This is a genomic window from Aquipluma nitroreducens, from assembly GCF_009689585.1.
Taxonomy (GTDB): domain Bacteria; phylum Bacteroidota; class Bacteroidia; order Bacteroidales; family Prolixibacteraceae; genus Aquipluma; species Aquipluma nitroreducens.
Genome location: NZ_AP018694.1, coordinates 212,168 through 231,100, shown reverse-complemented (window position 1 = coordinate 231,100; position 18,933 = coordinate 212,168). Strand labels below are relative to the sequence as shown.

The window sequence follows — 18,933 nt, the reverse complement described above, 5'->3', positions numbered from 1 at the left end:
TTAAATATAAAAAGCGTTACTAAATCAGTCCGGGTGCGTTGGCAAAAAATAGCTCTTTTGGTTTTTTCAGTGTTTGCCTGTGCGTAAGCAAAAAACCAAATGTACTATTTGTGGGGTGGGTTTTTCTTCTTTTTAGCGTGTGAAGAAAAAAACAAAATAAATTCCCTCAAGATTGCACTGACCTATCTACGGTGCTTTTTTACACTTGCATACAACTAGTATCTAACACCAAAGATATGGTACTTTTCTTAATTTTTATTGATAATTAGAATTTTTATCTTAAGCCTTTAATCTCTGGTGTTCTGGGTAATAGATCGAGTGCCTAACAATGTCCTTTGCTGATATCGGAGTAATGTGCGTGTATATTATAATGGTTTTAATACTGGTAGGTCCTTACGATTACTAAATGTAGCGAATATCGGTTCCGCTTTCAAGCAAATGTTTTGCAAAACTATGCCCGAGTTTGCGTACAGTTGTTTTCTTCTACAATCCGGCTTTGAATACTGCATTCTACATAACTAAAGTACATGCGTGAAAATTATACGAAATTCTTTAAACGTCATTAACAGTCAGGTGCAAGGTGCAAGCATATCTATATAGATATGCTTGCACCTTGCACCTGAGATAAAAAACTGATGTTCAATATGTTTGTTTGTCTAAAAATAATTGTAAATTTGAACCTGAGATTGATGCAGACACGCGTTTGTCAAAGGCAGACAGAATTAGATTAGCACAGTGTCCAGATCGTACCCCTTTTAGGGAATTAAGATTATAATATATTGATATTGAAATAAGTACCCTTGGTGATTAAATCCCCAGCTGGGTCACTTGATGAGACAAGTCCAAAAATGTTGGATTTGTCTCATTTTTTTTGCCTTGTATTTTACTGTTTATCAGCAGCATGAGGTTCAATGCTTCATTGATACGAGTGGTTCGATATTGAAATCCGTCGAAAGTCAGTTTTTCGGGGAACATCGAACCAATGATTTTTCTTTTCTGTGTTACAGTCCCTTTTTCATACAAAACATCCAATTGCGAAATGCTGCTGATAGCTTTATCCCATAAGGGTTCAATGTTGGTTGTGTCCGTTATTGATGCTGATAATTTAGCCTCCAGTCTATATATGCGTTCCTCGCTTTCGGCTTTTATTGTGCGGTAATCATCAGCTTCAATGTCACCACAGAGCAGCAGTTCCCTTGCTTTTGAAAGTCTTTTATTGGCTTCTTCCAACTGTATTTTCAATTGCTGAACTTCGTTGCGCTGGACGTGTGTCTTAGCCTTGTAAACACTAACAATTACCTCTTTGAATAATTGAAGACGAGGTAACGGTTGTACATATTTCCGGATTTCATCCACCATCTTAGTATTGGCTTCCGGAGCTTTATAACGAATGCCACAGTCTGAACTGCAATGATAATAATGGTAGTATTGATTACGTCCTTTGGACGCACTAGCTGTTAATATCCTTCCACAATTTGGACATATCAGAAAACCTCTCAATGGAATGTTATCATCGGCAATTATCTTGGTTCGTTTAACTCTTTTGCGTCCGTCCAATACATCCTGCACCGCATAAAACAGGGCTTCAGATATTAGTGGTTCATGCTGACCCTGAACTATGAAACTTTCTTCATCCTTAAATTTTGGAATAAAGATTCTACCGCAATAGACAGGATTTCGTATGGCCACCCAGAAGTTAGGCTTGCTACAAACCAATCCTTTTCTCATAGCCATCTTCCATATCTGTTCGGTATTGAATTTTCCATTGGCAAGTTCATTGAAAGCCCAACGCATAATGTCTCCCTGTATATCTTTAGGCGCAATGTATTTCTTTCCTGATTCGGTTATTCTATTGCTATATCCTATAGGCGCAGTCCCCATCCATCGACCTTCCTTTTTGGCACGTCTCATACCATGAAAAGTATTCAAAGCTCTTCTGTCATTTTCTACTTCGGGTGCTGCCAGGTAAAAGGCTAGCATCATTTTATTTTCAGGGATGGACAAGTCTAATGGCTGTTCAACGGCCTGCGGTTCCACGCCAAGCCGCCGCAAAGTACTTATCATCTGGTAGGCATCTCCGGCATTACGGCTGAACCTATCCCACTTTGTAAACAGTATAAGGTCTGAATGCCCTCTATGTTTTCGAAGGTCAATTAATAATTTTGTCCATGCCGGACGAGTGAATGTTTTTGCAGAATGGTCCTCATAAACAACCTTTCTTACTTGGATGGAGTTTATTTCACAGTATTTATGTAGTCTTTCATCCTGGTCACGTTGGGAGTAACCTCTATCTGCCTGTTCGTCGGTGCTTACCCGAATATATAAATCTGCTATTCTCATAATTTGATAATAAAAGGGTGGAACTAATGCAACAACTTATCCCCGTAAATTTACAAAATTATGCCGGTTTAGCCATGTATTGATCAACTACAATGTCGGCCATTTCGTATAAAAAAATCAGGATAGTCTGTGCCTGTTCTTCTGTAACTTCAATCCCATCTTCTTTTAAAAGTTCCACTGCTTTGTCAGGTGGTATCCTCTCAATCTCTCTGTTTCCCATCACTCGCCTCCTGCTATGGACTGCAAAAACCGGTTCCCCTGTTTTTAGCTACCTGGTCAATCTTCTCGATAACGTTTTTCTAACCCATCATTTCCATGCCAACATTAAACGCTGTCTGCGTCATTTGCCAGCAACATTTTCACCCATGTTAATGAATGAAAATTTACACAATAAAGTTAGTTCCCTCTATTCAAACCATCCTAATCAAAATATAGTGAGGTTAGGTAAAGCCCATGTCGTCTATTTAGCTTTGCGTACAGGTCTGAATAATTGATTGAAAATGTGTGTAAAAAGTCAGAAATGAGATTGAATCAAATTGTATCTAAAATTCCAGGTAGATGTAGAGAATATTTAATGCATAAATTATGATAAAAAATTACAAATACAGAAAAAAAACAGGAATATAAGATGGCAGACTTGACAAATAGTTATGAGATATCTAAAAAGTGGTTGGTGCTAATTTTAAAGTACAGAGGACATTTTAAAAGTTGGGAGATTGCCACGTTCCTGCAATCGGCAAGATGAACGGTTGTTAAACAACCGGATCTTGCCGCCCCACACTCGAAACTCGTGGGCGGGGACACTGATATGATAAATTGAGTTTGAAAACTTAAAAAAGTGATGAAATGGGAAGAGAGAATTCAAACCGGACACGCATCATCGGGCTGCGATTAACGCCCGAAGAGTATGTGAAAATTGAACGAAAATGGAAGGCGAGTTCATGTCGGAAATTAAGTGATTATGCTCGTCGTAAGCTTTTTGATAAGCCAATGGTAAGCACATACCGTAACCAATCGGTAGATGACTTTATGGCAGAAATTGTTCTACTACGAGCAGAGCTGAACCACATCGGGAACAACTTCAACCAGGCGGTAAAACGACTGAATACGCTTAACCAGATTACTGAATTCAGAAGCTGGCTGATCGCTTATGAAGTGGAGAAAAAGACACTCATCAACAAGGTGGACGAGATCAAAAAGCATGTTCAAAAAATAGCGGAATCATGGTTACAGTAATCAAATCGGGACACTCCATTCACCGTATTTTCAATTACAATGAGAACAAGGTGAAGGTCGGTATGGCGGAGTGCATCGGGGTAGGAAATTATCCGGTTGATCATGATAAAATGAGCCTTACTATGAAGATGAACCGTCTTTTGAAACAGTTGGAACTGAACGAAAATGTGACACGAAACAGTGTTCATATTTCCCTGAATTTTCATCCTTCCGAAAGTCATTTCTCGAAGGAAAAGTTAATGGCTATCGTAGAGACTTACATGGATAAAATCGGCTTCGGAAAACAGCCTTATCTGGTCTATCAACATCACGATGCAGGGCATCCACATATTCATTTGGTGACCACAAATATTGAGGCAGATGGCAAGCGGATTGACTTGCATCATCTGGGTATTCGAAAGTCGGAACCAGCGCGGAAAATCATTGAAAAAGAGTTCGGCCTGATTAATGCTGAATCACAAAGAAAGCAGGAACAATATCTGCTAAAGCCGGTATCACTTGCTAAGGTGTTGTATGGTAAGTCCCAGACCAAAATGGCCATACAAAATGTATTGGAATCGGTGTTAAGCCAGTACCGTTATACCAACCTTCCGGAGCTAAATGCTGTGCTCAAACAATACAATGTAATGGCTGAACGAGGTGGTGAAAATTCGAGAGTATACCAGCACAACGGTTTGCTCTACCGGATACTGGATGCTGACGGAAATCCCATTGGCGTGCCAATCAAGGCAAGTACGTTTTACAACCAACCAACCCTTAAATTTTTGGAAGAGAAGTTTAAGGAAAATGAATCGAAGAGGATGCCACACAAAGCACGGATTAAGAATGCCATTGATATGATATTAACGAGGGAAAAGGTAACTCTTCATAAATTGATAAAGGCATTGGAAAAACAGGGTATTCATGTCGCCCAGCGCAAAAGTAATACAGGTTTGATTTATGGAATTACATACGTTGATCACCAGACTAAATGCGTATTCAACGGGAGTGCGTTAGGGAAACAGTATAGTGCAAAAGCCATTCAGGAACGTTGCCAGCAAAAAGCAGTTCCTGAGCAGAAGTTGCCTTCGTATTCAGCTCAGGAACCTATTGGGTTACAGCTTCAGGCTAACGCCGCTGAGGCAGAAACCAAGGCACATCCAAATGCCATGCAGATTGCTGCACCTTTCAAAGAAATTGAAAATTTATTGGATAACTTGATGCAAGCGGAGCAGACATCAAATTACCTGCCTTACCAATTAAAAAGGAAAAGGAAAAAGAGGAGGAGGAAAAATCTGAATAACAATCAATAGCAAGCAATAACAGACAATAAAATCTTAAAACTATGACAATCCAGACAGGGGAGAACGAACAGGCGATGAGGAAAATTCTGGATATGACCAGGCTAATTAGCATTATAATATTAGTGATCCATTTTTATTATTACAGTTACGTTGCTTTCCAAGAGTGGGGATTGAGCAATCAACTCAGCGACCGCTTACTGGGCAATATTTGCAGCACAGGATTGTTTGGAAGTTTTCATAAATCTAAGTTCATCGCTTTAGGCTTTCTGCTTATCTCCCTGTTGGGTGCAAGAGGTAGAAAAGACAATAAGTTGAATTATAAAACGGCATTTGCTAATATCATCACCGGACTGCTGATTTATTTTACAAGTTACCTGACCTTACTGTTGAAAATAAAGACATCGGAGTTGGCAACAACCGTGATCCATGAAATAACTGCGGTGATAAATCTCAAAGCAGCACTTAACCGATAAGCTGGCCACCAGGAAATAATGGCGTCGATCAAATGTGTCAGTCCACAGAAAAGGATAAATGCCCCAAATAGCCAAAATACTGTTGTTAGGCCATACAGCAGTAGTTGTGGTTGGGGAACTCAGGGAAGTGCATCGGTAATCATTAGTTCATCTGTTATACCAAGTGTTAGTATTATTGCAACACCAGCTTCAATAATTACCTTGGGGCAGTTAGTTGCATTTACAACCAATCCGGTAAATGGTGGTACAACACCAAGTTTTCAATGGAGCATAAACGGCGTTATTGTTGGAAATAGTAGCCCAAATTATTCCACATCAACATTATTGGATGGACAAATCGTATCGTGTCATCTAACATCCAATAATCCTTGTGCCAATCCATTAACTGCTGTTTCTAATTCTATCATAATGAAGGTAGGGTTCCCGGTTAATAGTGAAGTTATCTACATGAGTGATTTGATAAAAGTTTACCCAAATCCCACAAGCGGAATTATTACGATTGAAGGATTACCTGAAACTAAAAAGTCAACTATTGCTATATATTCTGATAATGGTAAACTAATTATGAAAAAGTCAACTATTGCTATATATTCTGATAATGGTAAACTAATTATGAAAAAATCGACGTATTCAAAGCAGGAAGAAGTTGACATTAGCAAGCAAGTTTCCGGACATTATCTCTTAATTATAAACAAACAATCGGTAAAGATAATCAAGAAATAGAATTCTGAATTTAGAAAAGTCCATTTAGAGTTCTGGAAGTCATAAAGTTTCTGGGACTCTTTCTACCACATTACCCAACTATTTCAATATTTTTTGTGTATATTTGCATTGTAATGAATTGAATATCAGTCGAGACTATATCGAGACCTATTGAAGTAAGCACTTTGTAAAATATTGATTATCAGCTCGGAATAAGGACACGTTCAAACTCCAGATGGGTCACGGAAAAATGACACTAAATTGAACCAAAAGCACTCAAATTTAATGATTTGAGTGCTTTTTATTTTAACCCAAGTGCCAAAATATGCACCAATTCGCAAAATAAACGAGACTATATCGAGACCTATTCTCCGAAAAACTTAAATAGGTCTCGGTAAGTGATGTGAGATTATGATAATTAATTTATTTTGATTTATTTTGGTTCGTTTTGACGCTTGTGAATTTTTTGAACCGTTAATGAATTGCCAAACCAACGGTTGAAACACCGGTTGAAAGATCAAGGAATATTCCCACCTTATTGCTCAGGTGATATTCGGTACCTATATGCAAATCAAGAAATAAGGGATTCCCATTGGTATAATAATTTCTATCTCCAGTATAGCCATTGTCCCAAGATGACTTTATAATGGCAAATCCCAATGAACCAGCCAGGTAAAAGTCCCAATCGGAATTCGCATTTAATATTTGATCAAAATAATAAGTACCCTTTACCCCAATTGGAATAATTGTTTCATGATAGTAATAATTGTTATTACTGTAATAGTAGCCATTTCTATAAGATGAAAAACTGATAAAAGGTGCTAAAGTAAAATTATTAGCTACGTCAAATTCATAGTTGATATGAAAAACTGGCAAAGAATGCCCAACATAATTGTAATATCCTGAATATCCGCCAATACCCAAACCCAAGTTTAAGGTTCCACCATGATTTTCAGAATAATTTTTATTCTGAGCCGATAGATTGGTTCCGAGAATGAGAAAGAGCGAAAGTAATGCAAGAGTAAAGACTTTTGTTTTCATTGATTTGATTTTAAATTTGGGTATAACTTATTTCCTATTTTCTTTTGCCATTGTCATGGCCACGTTCATTTTTCTTATTACCATGACTGGCCTTTTGACTGGATTGGTTTCTGGAATAGTTTCCATTGTTATAGTTTTCTCTTTCAGGTCTTTGGCCTATGTTATGTTGCTCCTGACCGCGATATCCCCTGGCATATTGCATTTTATGCTTGCGAAAATTATTATATGGCCTGTCACCGCGATAGTCTGACATTGGGACTTTATACCCATTATACAGGTCGTAATTTCTGTAGCGAGTTGGAAGCGATCTGCGGTGAATCCACGTTACGCCATTGTAATAAATAAACATCGACGATGGAACATCATAATAGGCCTCAACATCTGGCAAATAATAATATCTAACATCTGAATATCCCGATGGACCCCATTGCGGTGGTGTTCCGAGGTTTACATGTACCGATATTTGTGCTTTTGCTGAACCTGCAAAAAGGAGCAGGGTTCCAATAACAAGTAATTTTAACGTTTTCATTTAATTGATATTAAGTGCTGATTTATTTTTCATATCACAAAAGTGAGCTCTTTAGCTCTGGAATGTGTTACACAATTCCAGAGAAGAGTTACATGATTCACACTATTCAATCTTATTGATCCAGCAGTTTATTCAGTTCTTTCAGATCGGGCGATAAAATAACTTCGGTCCGGCGGTTTCCGGCACGGCCTTCAACGGTATCGTTTGCTTTTACCGGGTGAAATTCGCTTTTACCGCTTGCAGTAATGCGATTTGGATCAAAGCCATTGTCCGTGGTCAAAATACGTACAATCGACGTGGCTCTTGCTGTGCTCAAGTCCCAATTATCCTGAAATAGTTTAGTCTTAATCGGAATATTGTCGGTATGTCCTTCAATCAATACGGATATATCATTTGTATTTTTTAAAACCTGTGCCAACGATTTCAGCGCTTCTTTTCCTTTAGGGTCAACTACATCGCTGCCCGATTTAAATAGCAATTTTTCCTGAAGAGAGACATAAACGCTACCATCTTTAATGTAAATCGAAAGCTCGTCGGTTTGATAATTCATCAACGCGTCAGCGATCGAATTTTTTAGCTTCGACATCACATCTTTTTGTGCCTGAATTATAAGCTGAAGGCTTTTTAATCGCCTCGCCTGATCGGCAATAGTCATTTTCGATTGTGTAGATAGTTCCTTTAAATCATAAGCAACCGACATATTTTCATTTTGCAATGAAGTTTTATCGTTTAGCAATGAAGTTTTATCATCATTCAGGTTTTTAACTAATGTATTGCACTTATCTAGTTGATTATGTGTATTAACACTGTCTATTTGAAGATTTTCAACTTTGACTCTTGAACTTACTAATTTTTTGCCTGGACCGCATGACGTTAACGTCACGCCAAATATCAGTGATAAGAAAGCCATGAATTGTACTGTTTTTTTCATTTTGATTTTTTAAGTGATTAACGATTCAAAGTTGAGTAACATTCGATTCGGAAGTGTTACATAACTTTTGATATCTATTGTATAATTCACACATTCTGAATAGTTGAAATGAAAAAAGGTTCGTGTCGTAAACTGACATGAACCTTTTTTTAGAATTGTGAGTGATTGTTTATTTTACCTTGATTATTTCAAACGTAACTCTGCGATTCAACGCACGACCTTCGTCCGTGTCGTTATTAGCGACAGGTTTTGTTTCTCCAAGTGCTTTTTCTTTCGAAATGCGACTCTCCGGGATTCCATCTGATTTAATTGTCTTTACAACAGAATCGATTCTTTTTTCAGTCAGGGTCATATTGTATTCGGCTGTACCTTTATTGTCGGCATTCCCGGTTAAATTAACTTTCAAGTTGTTATCTGCTTTCAAAATCTTAACCAGTTTGTCTATTTTTTTCTTTTCTCCTGAAATATAATTCGACTTATCATAGTCAAAATAAACAGGTTCTACTGTCATTTCAGGAGATGTAGTTTCAGTTTCAGCTTCTTCAATTACCGGACAACCATTATTTTCTTTGGTTCCTGCAACAGTTGGGCATTTGTCCAGGTAATCGGCAACACCATCACCATCGGTATCAACCGGGCAACCGTCTTTGTCAATATCAATTCCATCAGGGGTATCAGGACATTTGTCAATAGCATCGGCAACTCCGTCTTTATCCTGATCAAGCGGGCATCCGGTAGCATCTACTTTCCATCCTTTGGGAGTGTCGGGGCATTTGTCGTCTTTATCAGCAACACCATCACCGTCAGCATCAGGACATCCTTTTAACGAAGTTAGTCCGGCAACTGTTGGGCAATCGTCGATGTAATCGGCTACACCATCTCCATCGGTATCAATCGGACAACCATTAGCATCAACTGCAACTCCGGAAGGAGTGTTGGGACAGTTGTCTTTCTTGTCTGAAACACCATCCATGTCAGAATCTTTGGTTTTACCCAGATCAAATTCCAATCCAATGGTGGCTTTCCAAAGATTTTCTCTTCCTGTTATACCATCATAGGTAGTTGACTCAATACCTCTGATATATCCTGCTTCCATATAAAAAGCAGTATTCTGGCTCATATAGTATTTTGCCCCCAGACCCAGATCAAAGTTAACTGCAGATGTAGAATTGTCATGCAAATAGCCCGGCCCGGCAAAAAGGTAAGGACGTAAATTTTTGCTTTCATCGGACAGTTTTAATCTTAGATTCAGAAATGCATTTGCCAAATCAAGATTATTTTCCATTCTGGTACGAAAAATGCCCATATCACCTTTTAACATCAGGTCAAATCGTTGACTTAGATATCTTCCAAGATACAATTCGGGCATTAAGCCGATTTCGCCATTATTTAATGTGCCGTAAGCACCAACTCCCAAACCAACTCCCCATTTTTTGTCGGATGTTTGAGCATACAGATTAGCAGTAAAAGCCACTATTAACGCAAGTAAAAGTAATTTTTTCATAATTGTTTTTGGTTTTATATTTATGTTCAAATTTTTATAACTCTGAAATAATCCTCTGTAATTCTCCTTTTGTTTTTCCAAGTTTTATCTGAATTCTTCCTAGCATTTCTTCTTTTTTCCCTTCAAGAAGCAATAAATCATTGTCGGTTAACATAGCAAACCTTTGTTTTAGCTTAGCTTTTTGTTTCTCCCAATTTCCGTTAAATTCTGTCGTATTCATTTTTGTAGTTCTAACTGTGAAAGAATTTTCACTGAACAAAGGTGATGAGGTTAAGCAATCAAAGTGTTATATAATTCTGGTTAATAGTTATATATTTCACAGTTCTTGTATTGTGTGAATTATGTAACTATTCCCAAAAGTTATGTAACTACAATAAGTTTTTATCAGTCAATCTTTACATCGATAAAAATGAATTTTTGTCGGCCAGATATTCAACCAATAAAAACAATCAAAGTTATAGGCCTGTCGGATGAATTTCATTTCAGAAATCGTTATCAAAATCAAATACATCTATTATGAAAAGAATTCGAATTAGTGCCGTCGTTATTTTAAGTTCTGCATTGTTGTTTTCGAGCTGTGCCTCATTCAACAAAACGCAAAAGGGAGGAGCAATCGGAGCAGTTGGTGGAGGTGCTATGGGTGCAATAATTGGTAAGGTTGCCGGAAATACCGGTTTGGGCGCTATTATTGGAGCAGCAGTTGGAGGTGCTACCGGCGCAGTGATTGGTCATAAAATGGACAAACAGGCTGCTGAAATTGCAAAGACAGTTCCTGATGCTAAAGTTGAACGGGTAGGCGAGGGTATCGTTGTAGAATTTAGCAGCAATGTTTTATTCGGATTTGATAGCTCAAATCTTTCGGCTGATGCTAAAGTAAACCTGGATAAACTGGTCAAAATTCTGAATGTCTATCCCGATACGGATATTGAAGTTCAGGGGCATACCGACAGCAAAGGAAGCCAGTCGTACAACCAGAGCTTGTCAGAAAACCGGGCAGGTGAAGTTTCAGGCTATTTATTCAACAATGGAATTTCTAACAATAGAATCCGAACCAAAGGATTTGGCGAAAATATGCCTAAGTATGATAACAATACAGAAAATGGCCGATCACAAAATCGCAGAGTTGAATTTCTGATCACTGCCAATGAGAAAATGAAGACTGAGTCTGAAAAAGAGGTAGTTAAATAAAATCGAATTACAAAAAGAATGACAAAAAATATAGACAGATGAAAAACAAAATAGTATCAATCGCATTAATTCTTTTGCTTTCAGCATCATTTGCGAATGCACAGGAGAAGTCAAAACTATCATTTGGAATATTGGGTGGTTTAAATTTTCAGAACCTGAACGGAAAAGATTTGGGTGGTGATAAACTTGAAAATGATATGCTGCTGGGCTTTCATGGTGGGATTAATGTTCAGATTCCCATTGCTCCCGAGTTTTATTTCCAACCAGGAATCATGTATTCATCCAAAGGAGCAAAGAACACTTCAGGTTCAATAACAAGCACAACAAAACTCAATTATATTGAAGTGCCTTTGAATATGGTTTACAAAGCCTCGTTGGGTAAAGGATTTTTTATGCTCGGATTTGGACCTTATGTTAGTTATGGAATGAGTGGTAGCGTAAAAACAGTTAGTGGCTCGGTAACTCTTAATCGGGACATCAAATTCAAAAGTGTTGTTGAAACAGGTGATAACATATTAGTGCCTTATTACAAAGCATTTGATGCGGGCGCCAATATTTTTGTTGGATACGAAATGGCAAGTGGATTGTTTTTACAACTCGACACCGAATTTGGGATGCTTAATATCAATCCTGAATACAAGATATTATCGGATGATAAGTCATCAACAAAAAATACAGGTTTCGGCCTGTCGCTCGGATATAGGTTTTAGTTAGGATTTGGTTTTAAGTGAGGTTAGTGTAAGAATGGCCGTTCCCCAACCGGAACGGTCTTCTTTTTTTTTGTAAAGCAAAAGTGTGAATCATGTAACTTATTTGAAAAGTTATGTAACACATTTAGATTTAGGAATATTCATCTTTACCAAATGGCTATAATACAAACCTTACATGCGAAATTCAAAAGTTAGAAAATACGTATTTTCAAAAGGTCTTGACGACTATTTTATAGGTGTGCACAAGGCTTACCGGTTTACAACTCTTTTTTTTAAAGAAGCATTTAAACCTCCTTTTCATCTGCGCGAACTGATTAATCAGTGTTTCGAGGTGGGATTGAAATCGCTTGCATTGATCACCCTCACCGGTTTTATTGTCGGCATTGTTTTTACCAAACAGTCGCGTCCTTCGCTTGAAGATTTTGGCGCCACGTCGTGGCTTCCATCGTTAATTGGCATTGCCATTATAAAGGCTTTAGGGCCATTGGTCACTGCGCTCATTTGTGCCGGGAAAATAGGATCGGGGATTGGTGCCGAACTGGGCTCGATGAAAGTAACCGAACAGATTGATGCCATGGAGGTTTCTGCTATTAATCCTTTTAAATATCTGGTTGTAACCCGTGTTTTAGCTACAACCATTACCATTCCAATACTTGCCTTGTATTGCAGTTTTGTTGCCTTGTATGGTTCGTATTTAAATGTTCATGCTGAAGAAACCAGCAGTATGATCAGCTTTTATCAAAGCGCTTTTAAAACGATCAATTTTCTGGATATAATCACATCAGTAACCAAAACTTTAGTTTACGGATTCACAATTGGTATTGTTGGTACATATAAAGGATACAATGCCACACAGGGCACACGTGGTGTTGGTAAGGCTGCGAACCAAGCTGTTGTATTGGCCATGTTCCTGATATTTATTGAGGAAGTTATCATAGTTCAAATTGCCAATTGGATCAGATTTTATTAAGTCATGGAAAACTTGAAACAACATATTATCAATAAAGATGAATCGGTCATTTCCATTACCGGACTTTTTAAATCGTTTGATGAAGTGCCGGTACTAAAAGGAATAGATTTCAATCTTTTTAAAGGGGAAAATATAGCTGTGCTTGGAAAGTCGGGTACGGGAAAATCTGTTTTAATAAAAATTATTGTAGGACTGCTTAAGCCAGATAAGGGAGAAGTAATCGTTTTGGGAAAACAGGTGGATAAGTTATCCGGGAAAGAACTGGATGCATTGCGTATCCGGATTGGATTTTCATTTCAGAACAGTGCATTGTACGACAGCATGAACGTCTATCAAAATCTTGCTTTTCCGTTGACCATGAATGTGAAGAATCTGTCTAAAAGTGAGGTCGATTATGCTGTTAACGATGTTTTGGATTCGGTTGGTCTGGCTAATAAAAGCAAACAAATGCCTTCCGATCTGTCAGGCGGGCAACGTAAGCGGATTGGCATTGCCCGTACACTAATTCTAAAGCCTGAAATCATGTTATACGATGAGCCAACTTCAGGACTCGACCCGATTACAAGTGCTGAAATTATTGAATTGATCAATGAAGTCCAGCAAAAATACAACACCAGTTCGGTGATTATTACACACGACCTTACCTGTGCCAAAAATACCGGTAACCGGATTGCCATGTTGCACAAAGGAAAGTTTTTAAAAGTGGGAACGTTTGATGAGGTTTTCGCAAGCGATAACGAACAGGTAAAAGGTTTCTTTAATTACAATTTTATACAATAAATCATGAATGAATCACCAAATAAACGTGCAGTAATCGTTGGGGTTTTTGTAATAGTCGGTCTGTTGTTTCTGCTGGCAGGAGTTCTTATTGTAGGAAACCTTAGGGAAACTTTTAACCGGAAAATGCAATTGGTTTCACTTTTTGATGACATAAGCGGGTTGCAGCCTGGAAATAACATTTGGTACTCAGGAGTTAAAATAGGAACCGTAAACAGCCTGAATTTTCATGGAAAATCGCAGGTGGAAGTGGACATGAATGTGGCCATAAAAGCGAAAAAGTACATTCGGAAAGATGCAAAAGTTAAAATCAGCAGCGACGGTCTGATCGGAAATAAAATTCTGGTGATTTATGGTGGAACAGATGGATTTGCTGAAGTAGAGGATGGTGATACTTTGTTGGTGGAAAAAACTTTCACGTCGGAGGATATGATTAACACTGCACAGGAAAACAATAAAAACATTTTAGCCATAACAAACGATGTAAAAATCATCACTAAAAAATTAGCTGCGGGCGAAGGCACTTTAGGTAAATTGCTCAACGATAGTTTAATCTATACCAATATCAATGCAACTATAGCTTCGCTACATAAGGCATCTGCAAAAGCAGAACAAATGCTGGCTTCGTTGTCCGAATTCAGTTCAGGATTGAATAAAAAAGGCACGCTTGCCAATGAATTGACAACTGACACTGTGGTTTTTAAATCGGTAAAAGCTTCGGTTTTGCAATTGCAACAAATGGCTGATACTGCAACGGTGTTCATCGCCAATCTCAAAAAGGCAAGTTCCAACCCGAATTCAGCTATTGGTGTTTTGTTACACGACGATGAATCAGGCACCCGACTAAAAGAAACGATTAAAAATCTGGAAACCAGTTCAGCAAAACTTGATGAAGATTTGGAAGCCGCACAGCACAATTTTTTACTGAGAGGCTATTTTAAAAAGAAGGCAAAAACAGAAGAAAGCAGTTTGCCTGAAAATAAAAAACAGATAACGAATGACACAAACTAAACAGCGAAAATTTAATCCCGTTAAAGTAATTCCGAAGGTTCGGGATGCAACAAAGCATTCAATGACTGTGCTTAGCGAGAAAACAATAGCTAAAACACAAGGTGTCGGTAGCTTTTTTACTGATGTTGCCAATGTCGCTTTATTTATGGCAGAACTCACTAAGGAGATGTTTTCGGGACACTTCGAGTGGAAAGAATTCTTTCGCCAGTGTTATCAAATTGGAGCTAAAACCTTACCACTGATTTCAATCATTGGGGCAATTATTGGATTGGTGTTAACCATTCAGTCGCGCCCGGTATTGGTCGATTTTGGGGCAGTAACTATGCTTCCGGGGATGGTGGCCGTCTCGCTGATCAGGGAAATGGGACCTGTTATCACCGCATTGATTTGCGCCGGGAAAATTGGTTCAGGAATTGGCGCTGAGTTAGGGTCGATGAAGGTAACCGAACAGATTGAAGCGATGGAAGTTTCGTCAACCAACCCGATGCGGTTTCTGGTGGTGACCAGAGTGCTGGCAGCCACATTAATGATTCCGCTGCTGATTCTTTATTCCGATCTACTGGGTATACTTGGAAGTTGGGGCGGCGCCAATATTAAAGGTGACGTTTCGTTTTCGCTATTCTTTTCACAAGCCTTTGCACATATCGATTTCATCGATTTTTTACCTGCCGTTGTCAAATCCATTTTTTTCGGTGCAGTTATCGGATTAGTTGGAAGCTATAAAGGTTACAATGCCGGGCGAGGAACCGAAAGTGTTGGCGTGGCGGCAAATTCTGCGGTGGTTTTGGCTTCACTCCTGGTAATAATAACAGATATGATCGCAGTGCAAATTACTGATATGTTGGTAAAATGAACACAATCCAAACAGATACTGAAGTTACAGCAAAACATGTTATTGAAATCAATAACCTGAAGAAATCATTTGGCACTCAACTGGTACTGAAAGACGTTTCCTTAAAACTCATCAATGGCGAAAATCTGGTCGTTCTTGGTAAATCGGGTACCGGAAAATCAGTCCTGATCAAGTGCATCGTGCGGTTGTTAAATCCTGATGGTGGAACGATTCAAGTTCTTGGCGAAAATATAAGCACGCTAAATAGTGATCGGTTGGGCGAATTGAGACAGAAAATTGGTTTTCTTTTTCAGAGTGGAGCCTTGTACGATTCGATGACCGTAAAGGAAAACCTTGAATTCCCGTTGCGCCGGATAAGAAAGAACCTTACCGAAAAGGAGATATCAGAAAAAATTATTGAAGTTCTGGAAAACGTAGGTTTGGCTGATGCATTGAATAAAATGCCATCGCAACTTTCAGGAGGAATGCGGAAACGGATCAGCCTGGCACGAACAATTGTGATCGATCCGATGATCATGCTGTACGACGAACCCACCACCGGGCTCGATCCGGTGACTTCAGACGAAATAAGTGGGCTCATCAACGATATTCAGAAAAGATACAAAACTTCATCCATCATTATTACACACGATATAGAGTGCGCCCGTAACACGGCCAATCGGATTATCATGCTAAAAGACGGAGAAGTATATCTGGTAGGGAGTCTCGAAGAATTCGAGCAATCTTCCGATCCAATCATTCAGTCATTTTTCAAATAACTATCAAAAACATACCATCATGGATACACATACACCACAATTTAAAGTACGCTTAGGAATGTTTGTTGCCGGAGGTTTGGCCTTGTTTGTACTGGCAATATTTATCATCGGTAAACAAAAGAATCTGTTTAATCCGGTTTACAAATTAACGACAACCTTTTACAATGTGAGCGGATTACAGGTTGGAAATAATATACGCTTCTCTGGAATTGTCATCGGAACAGTTGATAACATTGCAATCATAAACGATTCAACGGTTAGGGTTGATATGTTGATCAAACAAGAAGTCAGGCGTTTTATTAAATCTGACAGTGAAGTTGCCATTGGCTCTGAAGGTCTGATTGGCGACCGGCTTGTCATAATTTCTCAGGGAAGTTTTGATGCTCCTTTGGCCAGAGAAGGTGAACAGCTCGAATCGGTTGAACCGGTCGAAACAGATGCCATCATGTCGAGCCTGAAGGTTACCGCTGAGAATGCCGAGGTAATTACCCAGGAACTTGCCGAAATTATGGCCAAAATAAACAGCGGAACAGGAACACTTGGACGTTTAATTCAGGATACAACCATTGCGCGAAATTTGAATCAGACAATCATCAACCTGAAGAAAAGTTCAAAAGGATTGGATGAAAATATGAACGCTGCCAAGCATAATTTCCTTTTACGAGGCTATTTCAACAAGAAAGCCAGAGCTGAAGAAAAGAAAGCTGCTGATGAGAAAAAGTAAGCATAACTGGTACCTAATTGGCAATGCAAATGAGATTCAAAATTCTCCCATTTCTAGTTCTTGTTCTGATCTCAACGCATGAATTTGCATGGGCACAGCAAAAGCCTGTCAAAAAAGATTCAACCCAGATCTATACTGAAATTGAATCTTTTTCGAAACGCGGAAAGTTTACGAAATTTATGTACGGCCTCATATTCAGGCCGGTCGCTTCCGCTTCGCGCTCCAAAAATGGCAGAATGCACGTGTATAAGAAGTTGATCCAAAAGCCTTACAACACTTTTGACGGAAAAATTATCAGACATATTAACATTGAAACACTCGATCCGTTTGGTTATTCAATTGGCGATACCATTTTTAGAGAACCCAATTTTCTGTCAAAGACAGGCAACGGACTACATGTGAAATCGCAGCGGATAACCATTCGCAATCTGTTGCTTATTCATCAAAACCAGATTTTTGATGCCTTACTTGTCAAAGAATCAGAACGATTGGTTCGCAGCCAGAAATATATCCGCGATGTTTCATTTTTCGTTAAAGCTACCGCAAAAGGATCCGATTCTGTTGACATCTTCATTCGTGAATTGGACATTTGGAGCATCATTCCCAAAGGATCAGCTTCTGCATCAAGCAGTACTATCAATTTAGCCGACAAAAATTTTCTGGGTTTGGGACATGAATTACAGGGCGATTTCACTCGAAATTATACTGAAGGATTCAATGCTTATCATGCCAATTATTCGATCCCAAACATCAAGAATAGCTATGTTCGGGGAACTGTACACTTAGGAAAAGAAGGGGATCGGAAATTTAGCCGAAGCTTCGCCATTGACCGCCCGTTCTTTTCGCCCTTTGCCAAATGGGCTGCAGGTGTGAATTTTACACAACAATTTTTTAACGATTCGGCAAATTTCGACAATCTTCACCTGGAGATGTTGCGGTATAAGTTTAATTCTCAGGATTTTTGGGTGGGTAATGCCATGCAATTGTGGAAAGGCCAATCGGAATATATCCGGACAACTAATTTCATTTCAATCCTACGTTTTTTGCGCGTTCGCTACCTGGAAAAACCAAGCGTAATTTTTGACACGCATCACATGTTTACCGACGAGAATTTTTACCTCGGTAGCATAGGCGTTTCGACTCGAAGGTACGTTCAGGATAAATATATTTTTAAGTTTGGAATTACTGAAGATGTGCCTGTTGGTAAGGTTTTCAGCCTTACTGCCGGTTTTCAGGAGAAAAGTCAGACAGACAGGATTTATTTGGGCGCTCGCATTTCAATGGGAAGCTATTATCCTTGGGGCTACCTGAGTTCCAATTTTGAGTACGGAACCTTCATTCGAGCTTCGCATGTTGAGGAAGGAGTATTTAATGTTGGCCTGAATTATTTTACCGGATTAATCGAAATTGGTAAATGGAAATTCAGGCAATTCGTAAAACCGCAACTCACTTTTGGCTTCAATCGCTTTCCTTCTGATAGCTTAACACTCAACGATGGCTATGGCTTGGATGGTTTTCGCTCAACCGAGCTACAAGGTACAAGTCGTCTGTTATTGACTTTGCAGACTCAGGCTTACGCTCCATGGAATTTTATCGGGTTTCGGTTTGGCCCTTTTATTTCCTATTCGCTTGGTTTTCTGGGCGATGAAGCAACTGGATTTAAAAACAGTAAGGTCTATTCGAAAATTGGCCTAGGCGTACAAATAAAAAATGAAAATTTAGTTTTCAATATGTTTCAGATTACTCTTTCGTTTTATCCAATTATTCCGGGGAGCGGAAATAACATCTTCAAAATAAACTCTTTCAGTACGACCGATTTTGGGTTCCGGGATTTTGAAATCGGTAAACCAGGTCCGGTTGTATTTCGGTAAGAGTCTGTCTTCAATACAAAAAAAGCCGTCCC

At 38.8% G+C, this 18,933-nt stretch carries 20 protein-coding genes and 1 pseudogene; 13 read left to right on the top strand and 8 right to left on the bottom strand.

What is annotated here, in order from left to right:
* Positions 1 to 807: 807 nt before the first annotated feature.
* Both AQPE_RS00950 and AQPE_RS00945 read right to left on the bottom strand, forming a co-directional pair.
* On the bottom strand, positions 808 to 2,340 hold the full coding sequence (locus AQPE_RS00950) for a recombinase family protein (RefSeq protein ID WP_318349169.1): 1,533 nt from the start codon (positions 2,338 to 2,340) through the stop codon (positions 808 to 810).
* 58 nt (positions 2,341 to 2,398) lie between these two features.
* On the bottom strand, positions 2,399 to 2,563 hold the full coding sequence (locus AQPE_RS00945; RefSeq protein WP_318349168.1) for a hypothetical protein: 165 nt from the start codon (positions 2,561 to 2,563) through the stop codon (positions 2,399 to 2,401).
* Between the two features lie 623 nt (positions 2,564 to 3,186).
* Between AQPE_RS00945 and AQPE_RS00940 the strand changes: the two genes are divergently transcribed.
* The 3 genes and pseudogenes from AQPE_RS00940 to AQPE_RS00930 form a co-directional block, all read left to right on the top strand.
* Complete coding sequence (locus AQPE_RS00940; RefSeq protein ID WP_318349167.1) at positions 3,187 to 3,576, top strand: plasmid mobilization protein; 390 nt, start codon at positions 3,187 to 3,189, stop codon at positions 3,574 to 3,576.
* A complete protein-coding gene (locus AQPE_RS00935) occupies positions 3,564 to 4,868 on the top strand; it encodes a relaxase/mobilization nuclease domain-containing protein (RefSeq protein WP_318349166.1) in 1,305 nt (434 codons plus the stop codon). The genes AQPE_RS00940 and AQPE_RS00935 overlap by 13 nt, the downstream gene beginning before the upstream one ends.
* A 32-nt stretch (positions 4,869 to 4,900) precedes the next feature.
* Positions 4,901 to 5,272 (top strand): annotated as a pseudogene (locus AQPE_RS00930) (YWFCY domain-containing protein); the annotation flags it as partial.
* Here AQPE_RS00930 and AQPE_RS23950 read toward each other — a convergent pair.
* Positions 5,230 to 5,364 carry a hypothetical protein gene (locus AQPE_RS23950; RefSeq protein ID WP_449658192.1) on the bottom strand — a complete coding sequence of 45 codons (135 nt, stop codon included), beginning with the start codon at positions 5,362 to 5,364 and terminating at the stop codon, positions 5,230 to 5,232. The pseudogene AQPE_RS00930 and the gene AQPE_RS23950 sit on opposite strands and share 43 nt — an antisense overlap.
* Here AQPE_RS23950 and AQPE_RS00925 point away from each other — a divergent pair.
* Positions 5,351 to 6,055: a T9SS type A sorting domain-containing protein gene (locus AQPE_RS00925; RefSeq protein WP_318349164.1), complete on the top strand. Its 705-nt coding sequence runs from the start codon at positions 5,351 to 5,353 to the stop codon at positions 6,053 to 6,055. The two genes, AQPE_RS23950 and AQPE_RS00925, sit on opposite strands and share 14 nt — an antisense overlap.
* A 453-nt stretch (positions 6,056 to 6,508) precedes the next feature.
* Here AQPE_RS00925 and AQPE_RS00920 read toward each other — a convergent pair whose 3' ends face one another.
* The 5 genes from AQPE_RS00920 to AQPE_RS00900 form a co-directional block, all read right to left on the bottom strand.
* The gene (locus AQPE_RS00920; RefSeq protein ID WP_318349163.1) at positions 6,509 to 7,075 is read right to left on the bottom strand and encodes a hypothetical protein; all 567 of its coding nucleotides are present in this window, start codon (positions 7,073 to 7,075) and stop codon (positions 6,509 to 6,511) included.
* A gap of 34 nt (positions 7,076 to 7,109) precedes the next feature.
* On the bottom strand, positions 7,110 to 7,604 hold the full coding sequence (locus AQPE_RS00915) for a hypothetical protein (protein WP_318349162.1): 495 nt from the start codon (positions 7,602 to 7,604) through the stop codon (positions 7,110 to 7,112).
* 112 nt (positions 7,605 to 7,716) lie between these two features.
* Positions 7,717 to 8,535: an OmpA/MotB family protein gene (locus tag AQPE_RS00910; protein ID WP_318349161.1), complete on the bottom strand. Its 819-nt coding sequence runs from the start codon at positions 8,533 to 8,535 to the stop codon at positions 7,717 to 7,719.
* A gap of 169 nt (positions 8,536 to 8,704) precedes the next feature.
* Entirely contained in the window at positions 8,705 to 10,039 is a 1,335-nt protein-coding gene (locus AQPE_RS00905) for a thrombospondin type 3 repeat-containing protein (RefSeq protein WP_318349160.1), read from the bottom strand.
* Positions 10,040 to 10,073: 34 nt separating this feature from the next.
* Positions 10,074 to 10,259, bottom strand: coding sequence for a CsbD family protein (locus AQPE_RS00900; RefSeq protein ID WP_318349159.1), 186 nt, complete (start codon positions 10,257 to 10,259; stop codon positions 10,074 to 10,076).
* 296 nt (positions 10,260 to 10,555) lie between these two features.
* Here AQPE_RS00900 and AQPE_RS00895 point away from each other — a divergent pair, with 296 nt between their 5' ends.
* From AQPE_RS00895 to AQPE_RS00855, 9 genes are all read left to right on the top strand, one after another.
* Positions 10,556 to 11,227 (top strand): OmpA family protein, encoded by a 672-nt coding sequence (locus AQPE_RS00895; RefSeq protein ID WP_318349158.1) that lies wholly within the window; start codon positions 10,556 to 10,558, stop codon positions 11,225 to 11,227.
* 38 nt (positions 11,228 to 11,265) lie between these two features.
* The gene (locus AQPE_RS00890) at positions 11,266 to 11,937 is read left to right on the top strand and encodes a porin family protein (protein ID WP_318349157.1); all 672 of its coding nucleotides are present in this window, start codon (positions 11,266 to 11,268) and stop codon (positions 11,935 to 11,937) included.
* 175 nt (positions 11,938 to 12,112) lie between these two features.
* Positions 12,113 to 12,907 carry an MlaE family ABC transporter permease gene (locus tag AQPE_RS00885; protein WP_318349156.1) on the top strand — a complete coding sequence of 265 codons (795 nt, stop codon included), beginning with the start codon at positions 12,113 to 12,115 and terminating at the stop codon, positions 12,905 to 12,907.
* A 3-nt stretch (positions 12,908 to 12,910) separates the two neighbouring features.
* A complete protein-coding gene (locus AQPE_RS00880; RefSeq protein ID WP_318349155.1) occupies positions 12,911 to 13,687 on the top strand; it encodes an ABC transporter ATP-binding protein in 777 nt (258 codons plus the stop codon).
* A gap of 3 nt (positions 13,688 to 13,690) precedes the next feature.
* Complete coding sequence (locus AQPE_RS00875; RefSeq protein WP_318349154.1) at positions 13,691 to 14,695, top strand: MlaD family protein; 1,005 nt, start codon at positions 13,691 to 13,693, stop codon at positions 14,693 to 14,695.
* On the top strand, positions 14,682 to 15,548 hold the full coding sequence (locus tag AQPE_RS00870) for an MlaE family ABC transporter permease (RefSeq protein ID WP_318349153.1): 867 nt from the start codon (positions 14,682 to 14,684) through the stop codon (positions 15,546 to 15,548). Before AQPE_RS00875 ends, AQPE_RS00870 begins: the two co-directional genes overlap by 14 nt.
* Positions 15,545 to 16,306: an ABC transporter ATP-binding protein gene (locus tag AQPE_RS00865; protein ID WP_318349152.1), complete on the top strand. Its 762-nt coding sequence runs from the start codon at positions 15,545 to 15,547 to the stop codon at positions 16,304 to 16,306. The genes AQPE_RS00870 and AQPE_RS00865 overlap by 4 nt, the downstream gene beginning before the upstream one ends.
* Positions 16,307 to 16,325: 19 nt before the next feature.
* The gene (locus AQPE_RS00860) at positions 16,326 to 17,030 is read left to right on the top strand and encodes an MlaD family protein (RefSeq protein WP_318349151.1); all 705 of its coding nucleotides are present in this window, start codon (positions 16,326 to 16,328) and stop codon (positions 17,028 to 17,030) included.
* A 29-nt stretch (positions 17,031 to 17,059) separates the two neighbouring features.
* Positions 17,060 to 18,901, top strand: a complete 1,842-nt coding sequence (locus AQPE_RS00855; protein WP_318349150.1) for a BamA/TamA family outer membrane protein — start codon at positions 17,060 to 17,062, stop codon at positions 18,899 to 18,901.
* Positions 18,902 to 18,933: the final 32 nt, after the last annotated feature.

Excerpts from the sequence above, each read along its gene's own strand:
- AQPE_RS00950 (WP_318349169.1), bottom strand. The coding sequence starts at position 2,340 with ATGAGAATAGCAGATTTATATATTCGGGTAAGCACCGACGAACAGGCA.
- AQPE_RS00940 (WP_318349167.1), top strand. The coding sequence starts at position 3,187 with ATGGGAAGAGAGAATTCAAACCGGACACGCATCATCGGGCTGCGATTA.
- AQPE_RS00935 (WP_318349166.1), top strand. The coding sequence starts at position 3,564 with ATGGTTACAGTAATCAAATCGGGACACTCCATTCACCGTATTTTCAAT.
- AQPE_RS00925 (WP_318349164.1), top strand. The coding sequence starts at position 5,351 with ATGGCGTCGATCAAATGTGTCAGTCCACAGAAAAGGATAAATGCCCCA.
- AQPE_RS00920 (WP_318349163.1), bottom strand. The coding sequence starts at position 7,075 with ATGAAAACAAAAGTCTTTACTCTTGCATTACTTTCGCTCTTTCTCATT.
- AQPE_RS00915 (WP_318349162.1), bottom strand. The coding sequence starts at position 7,604 with ATGAAAACGTTAAAATTACTTGTTATTGGAACCCTGCTCCTTTTTGCA.
- AQPE_RS00910 (WP_318349161.1), bottom strand. The coding sequence starts at position 8,535 with ATGAAAAAAACAGTACAATTCATGGCTTTCTTATCACTGATATTTGGC.
- AQPE_RS00905 (WP_318349160.1), bottom strand. The coding sequence starts at position 10,039 with ATGAAAAAATTACTTTTACTTGCGTTAATAGTGGCTTTTACTGCTAAT.
- AQPE_RS00900 (WP_318349159.1), bottom strand. The coding sequence starts at position 10,259 with ATGAATACGACAGAATTTAACGGAAATTGGGAGAAACAAAAAGCTAAG.
- AQPE_RS00895 (WP_318349158.1), top strand. The coding sequence starts at position 10,556 with ATGAAAAGAATTCGAATTAGTGCCGTCGTTATTTTAAGTTCTGCATTG.
- AQPE_RS00890 (WP_318349157.1), top strand. The coding sequence starts at position 11,266 with ATGAAAAACAAAATAGTATCAATCGCATTAATTCTTTTGCTTTCAGCA.
- AQPE_RS00885 (WP_318349156.1), top strand. The coding sequence starts at position 12,113 with ATGCGAAATTCAAAAGTTAGAAAATACGTATTTTCAAAAGGTCTTGAC.
- AQPE_RS00880 (WP_318349155.1), top strand. The coding sequence starts at position 12,911 with ATGGAAAACTTGAAACAACATATTATCAATAAAGATGAATCGGTCATT.
- AQPE_RS00875 (WP_318349154.1), top strand. The coding sequence starts at position 13,691 with ATGAATGAATCACCAAATAAACGTGCAGTAATCGTTGGGGTTTTTGTA.
- AQPE_RS00870 (WP_318349153.1), top strand. The coding sequence starts at position 14,682 with ATGACACAAACTAAACAGCGAAAATTTAATCCCGTTAAAGTAATTCCG.
- AQPE_RS00865 (WP_318349152.1), top strand. The coding sequence starts at position 15,545 with ATGAACACAATCCAAACAGATACTGAAGTTACAGCAAAACATGTTATT.
- AQPE_RS00860 (WP_318349151.1), top strand. The coding sequence starts at position 16,326 with ATGGATACACATACACCACAATTTAAAGTACGCTTAGGAATGTTTGTT.
- AQPE_RS00855 (WP_318349150.1), top strand. The coding sequence starts at position 17,060 with ATGAGATTCAAAATTCTCCCATTTCTAGTTCTTGTTCTGATCTCAACG.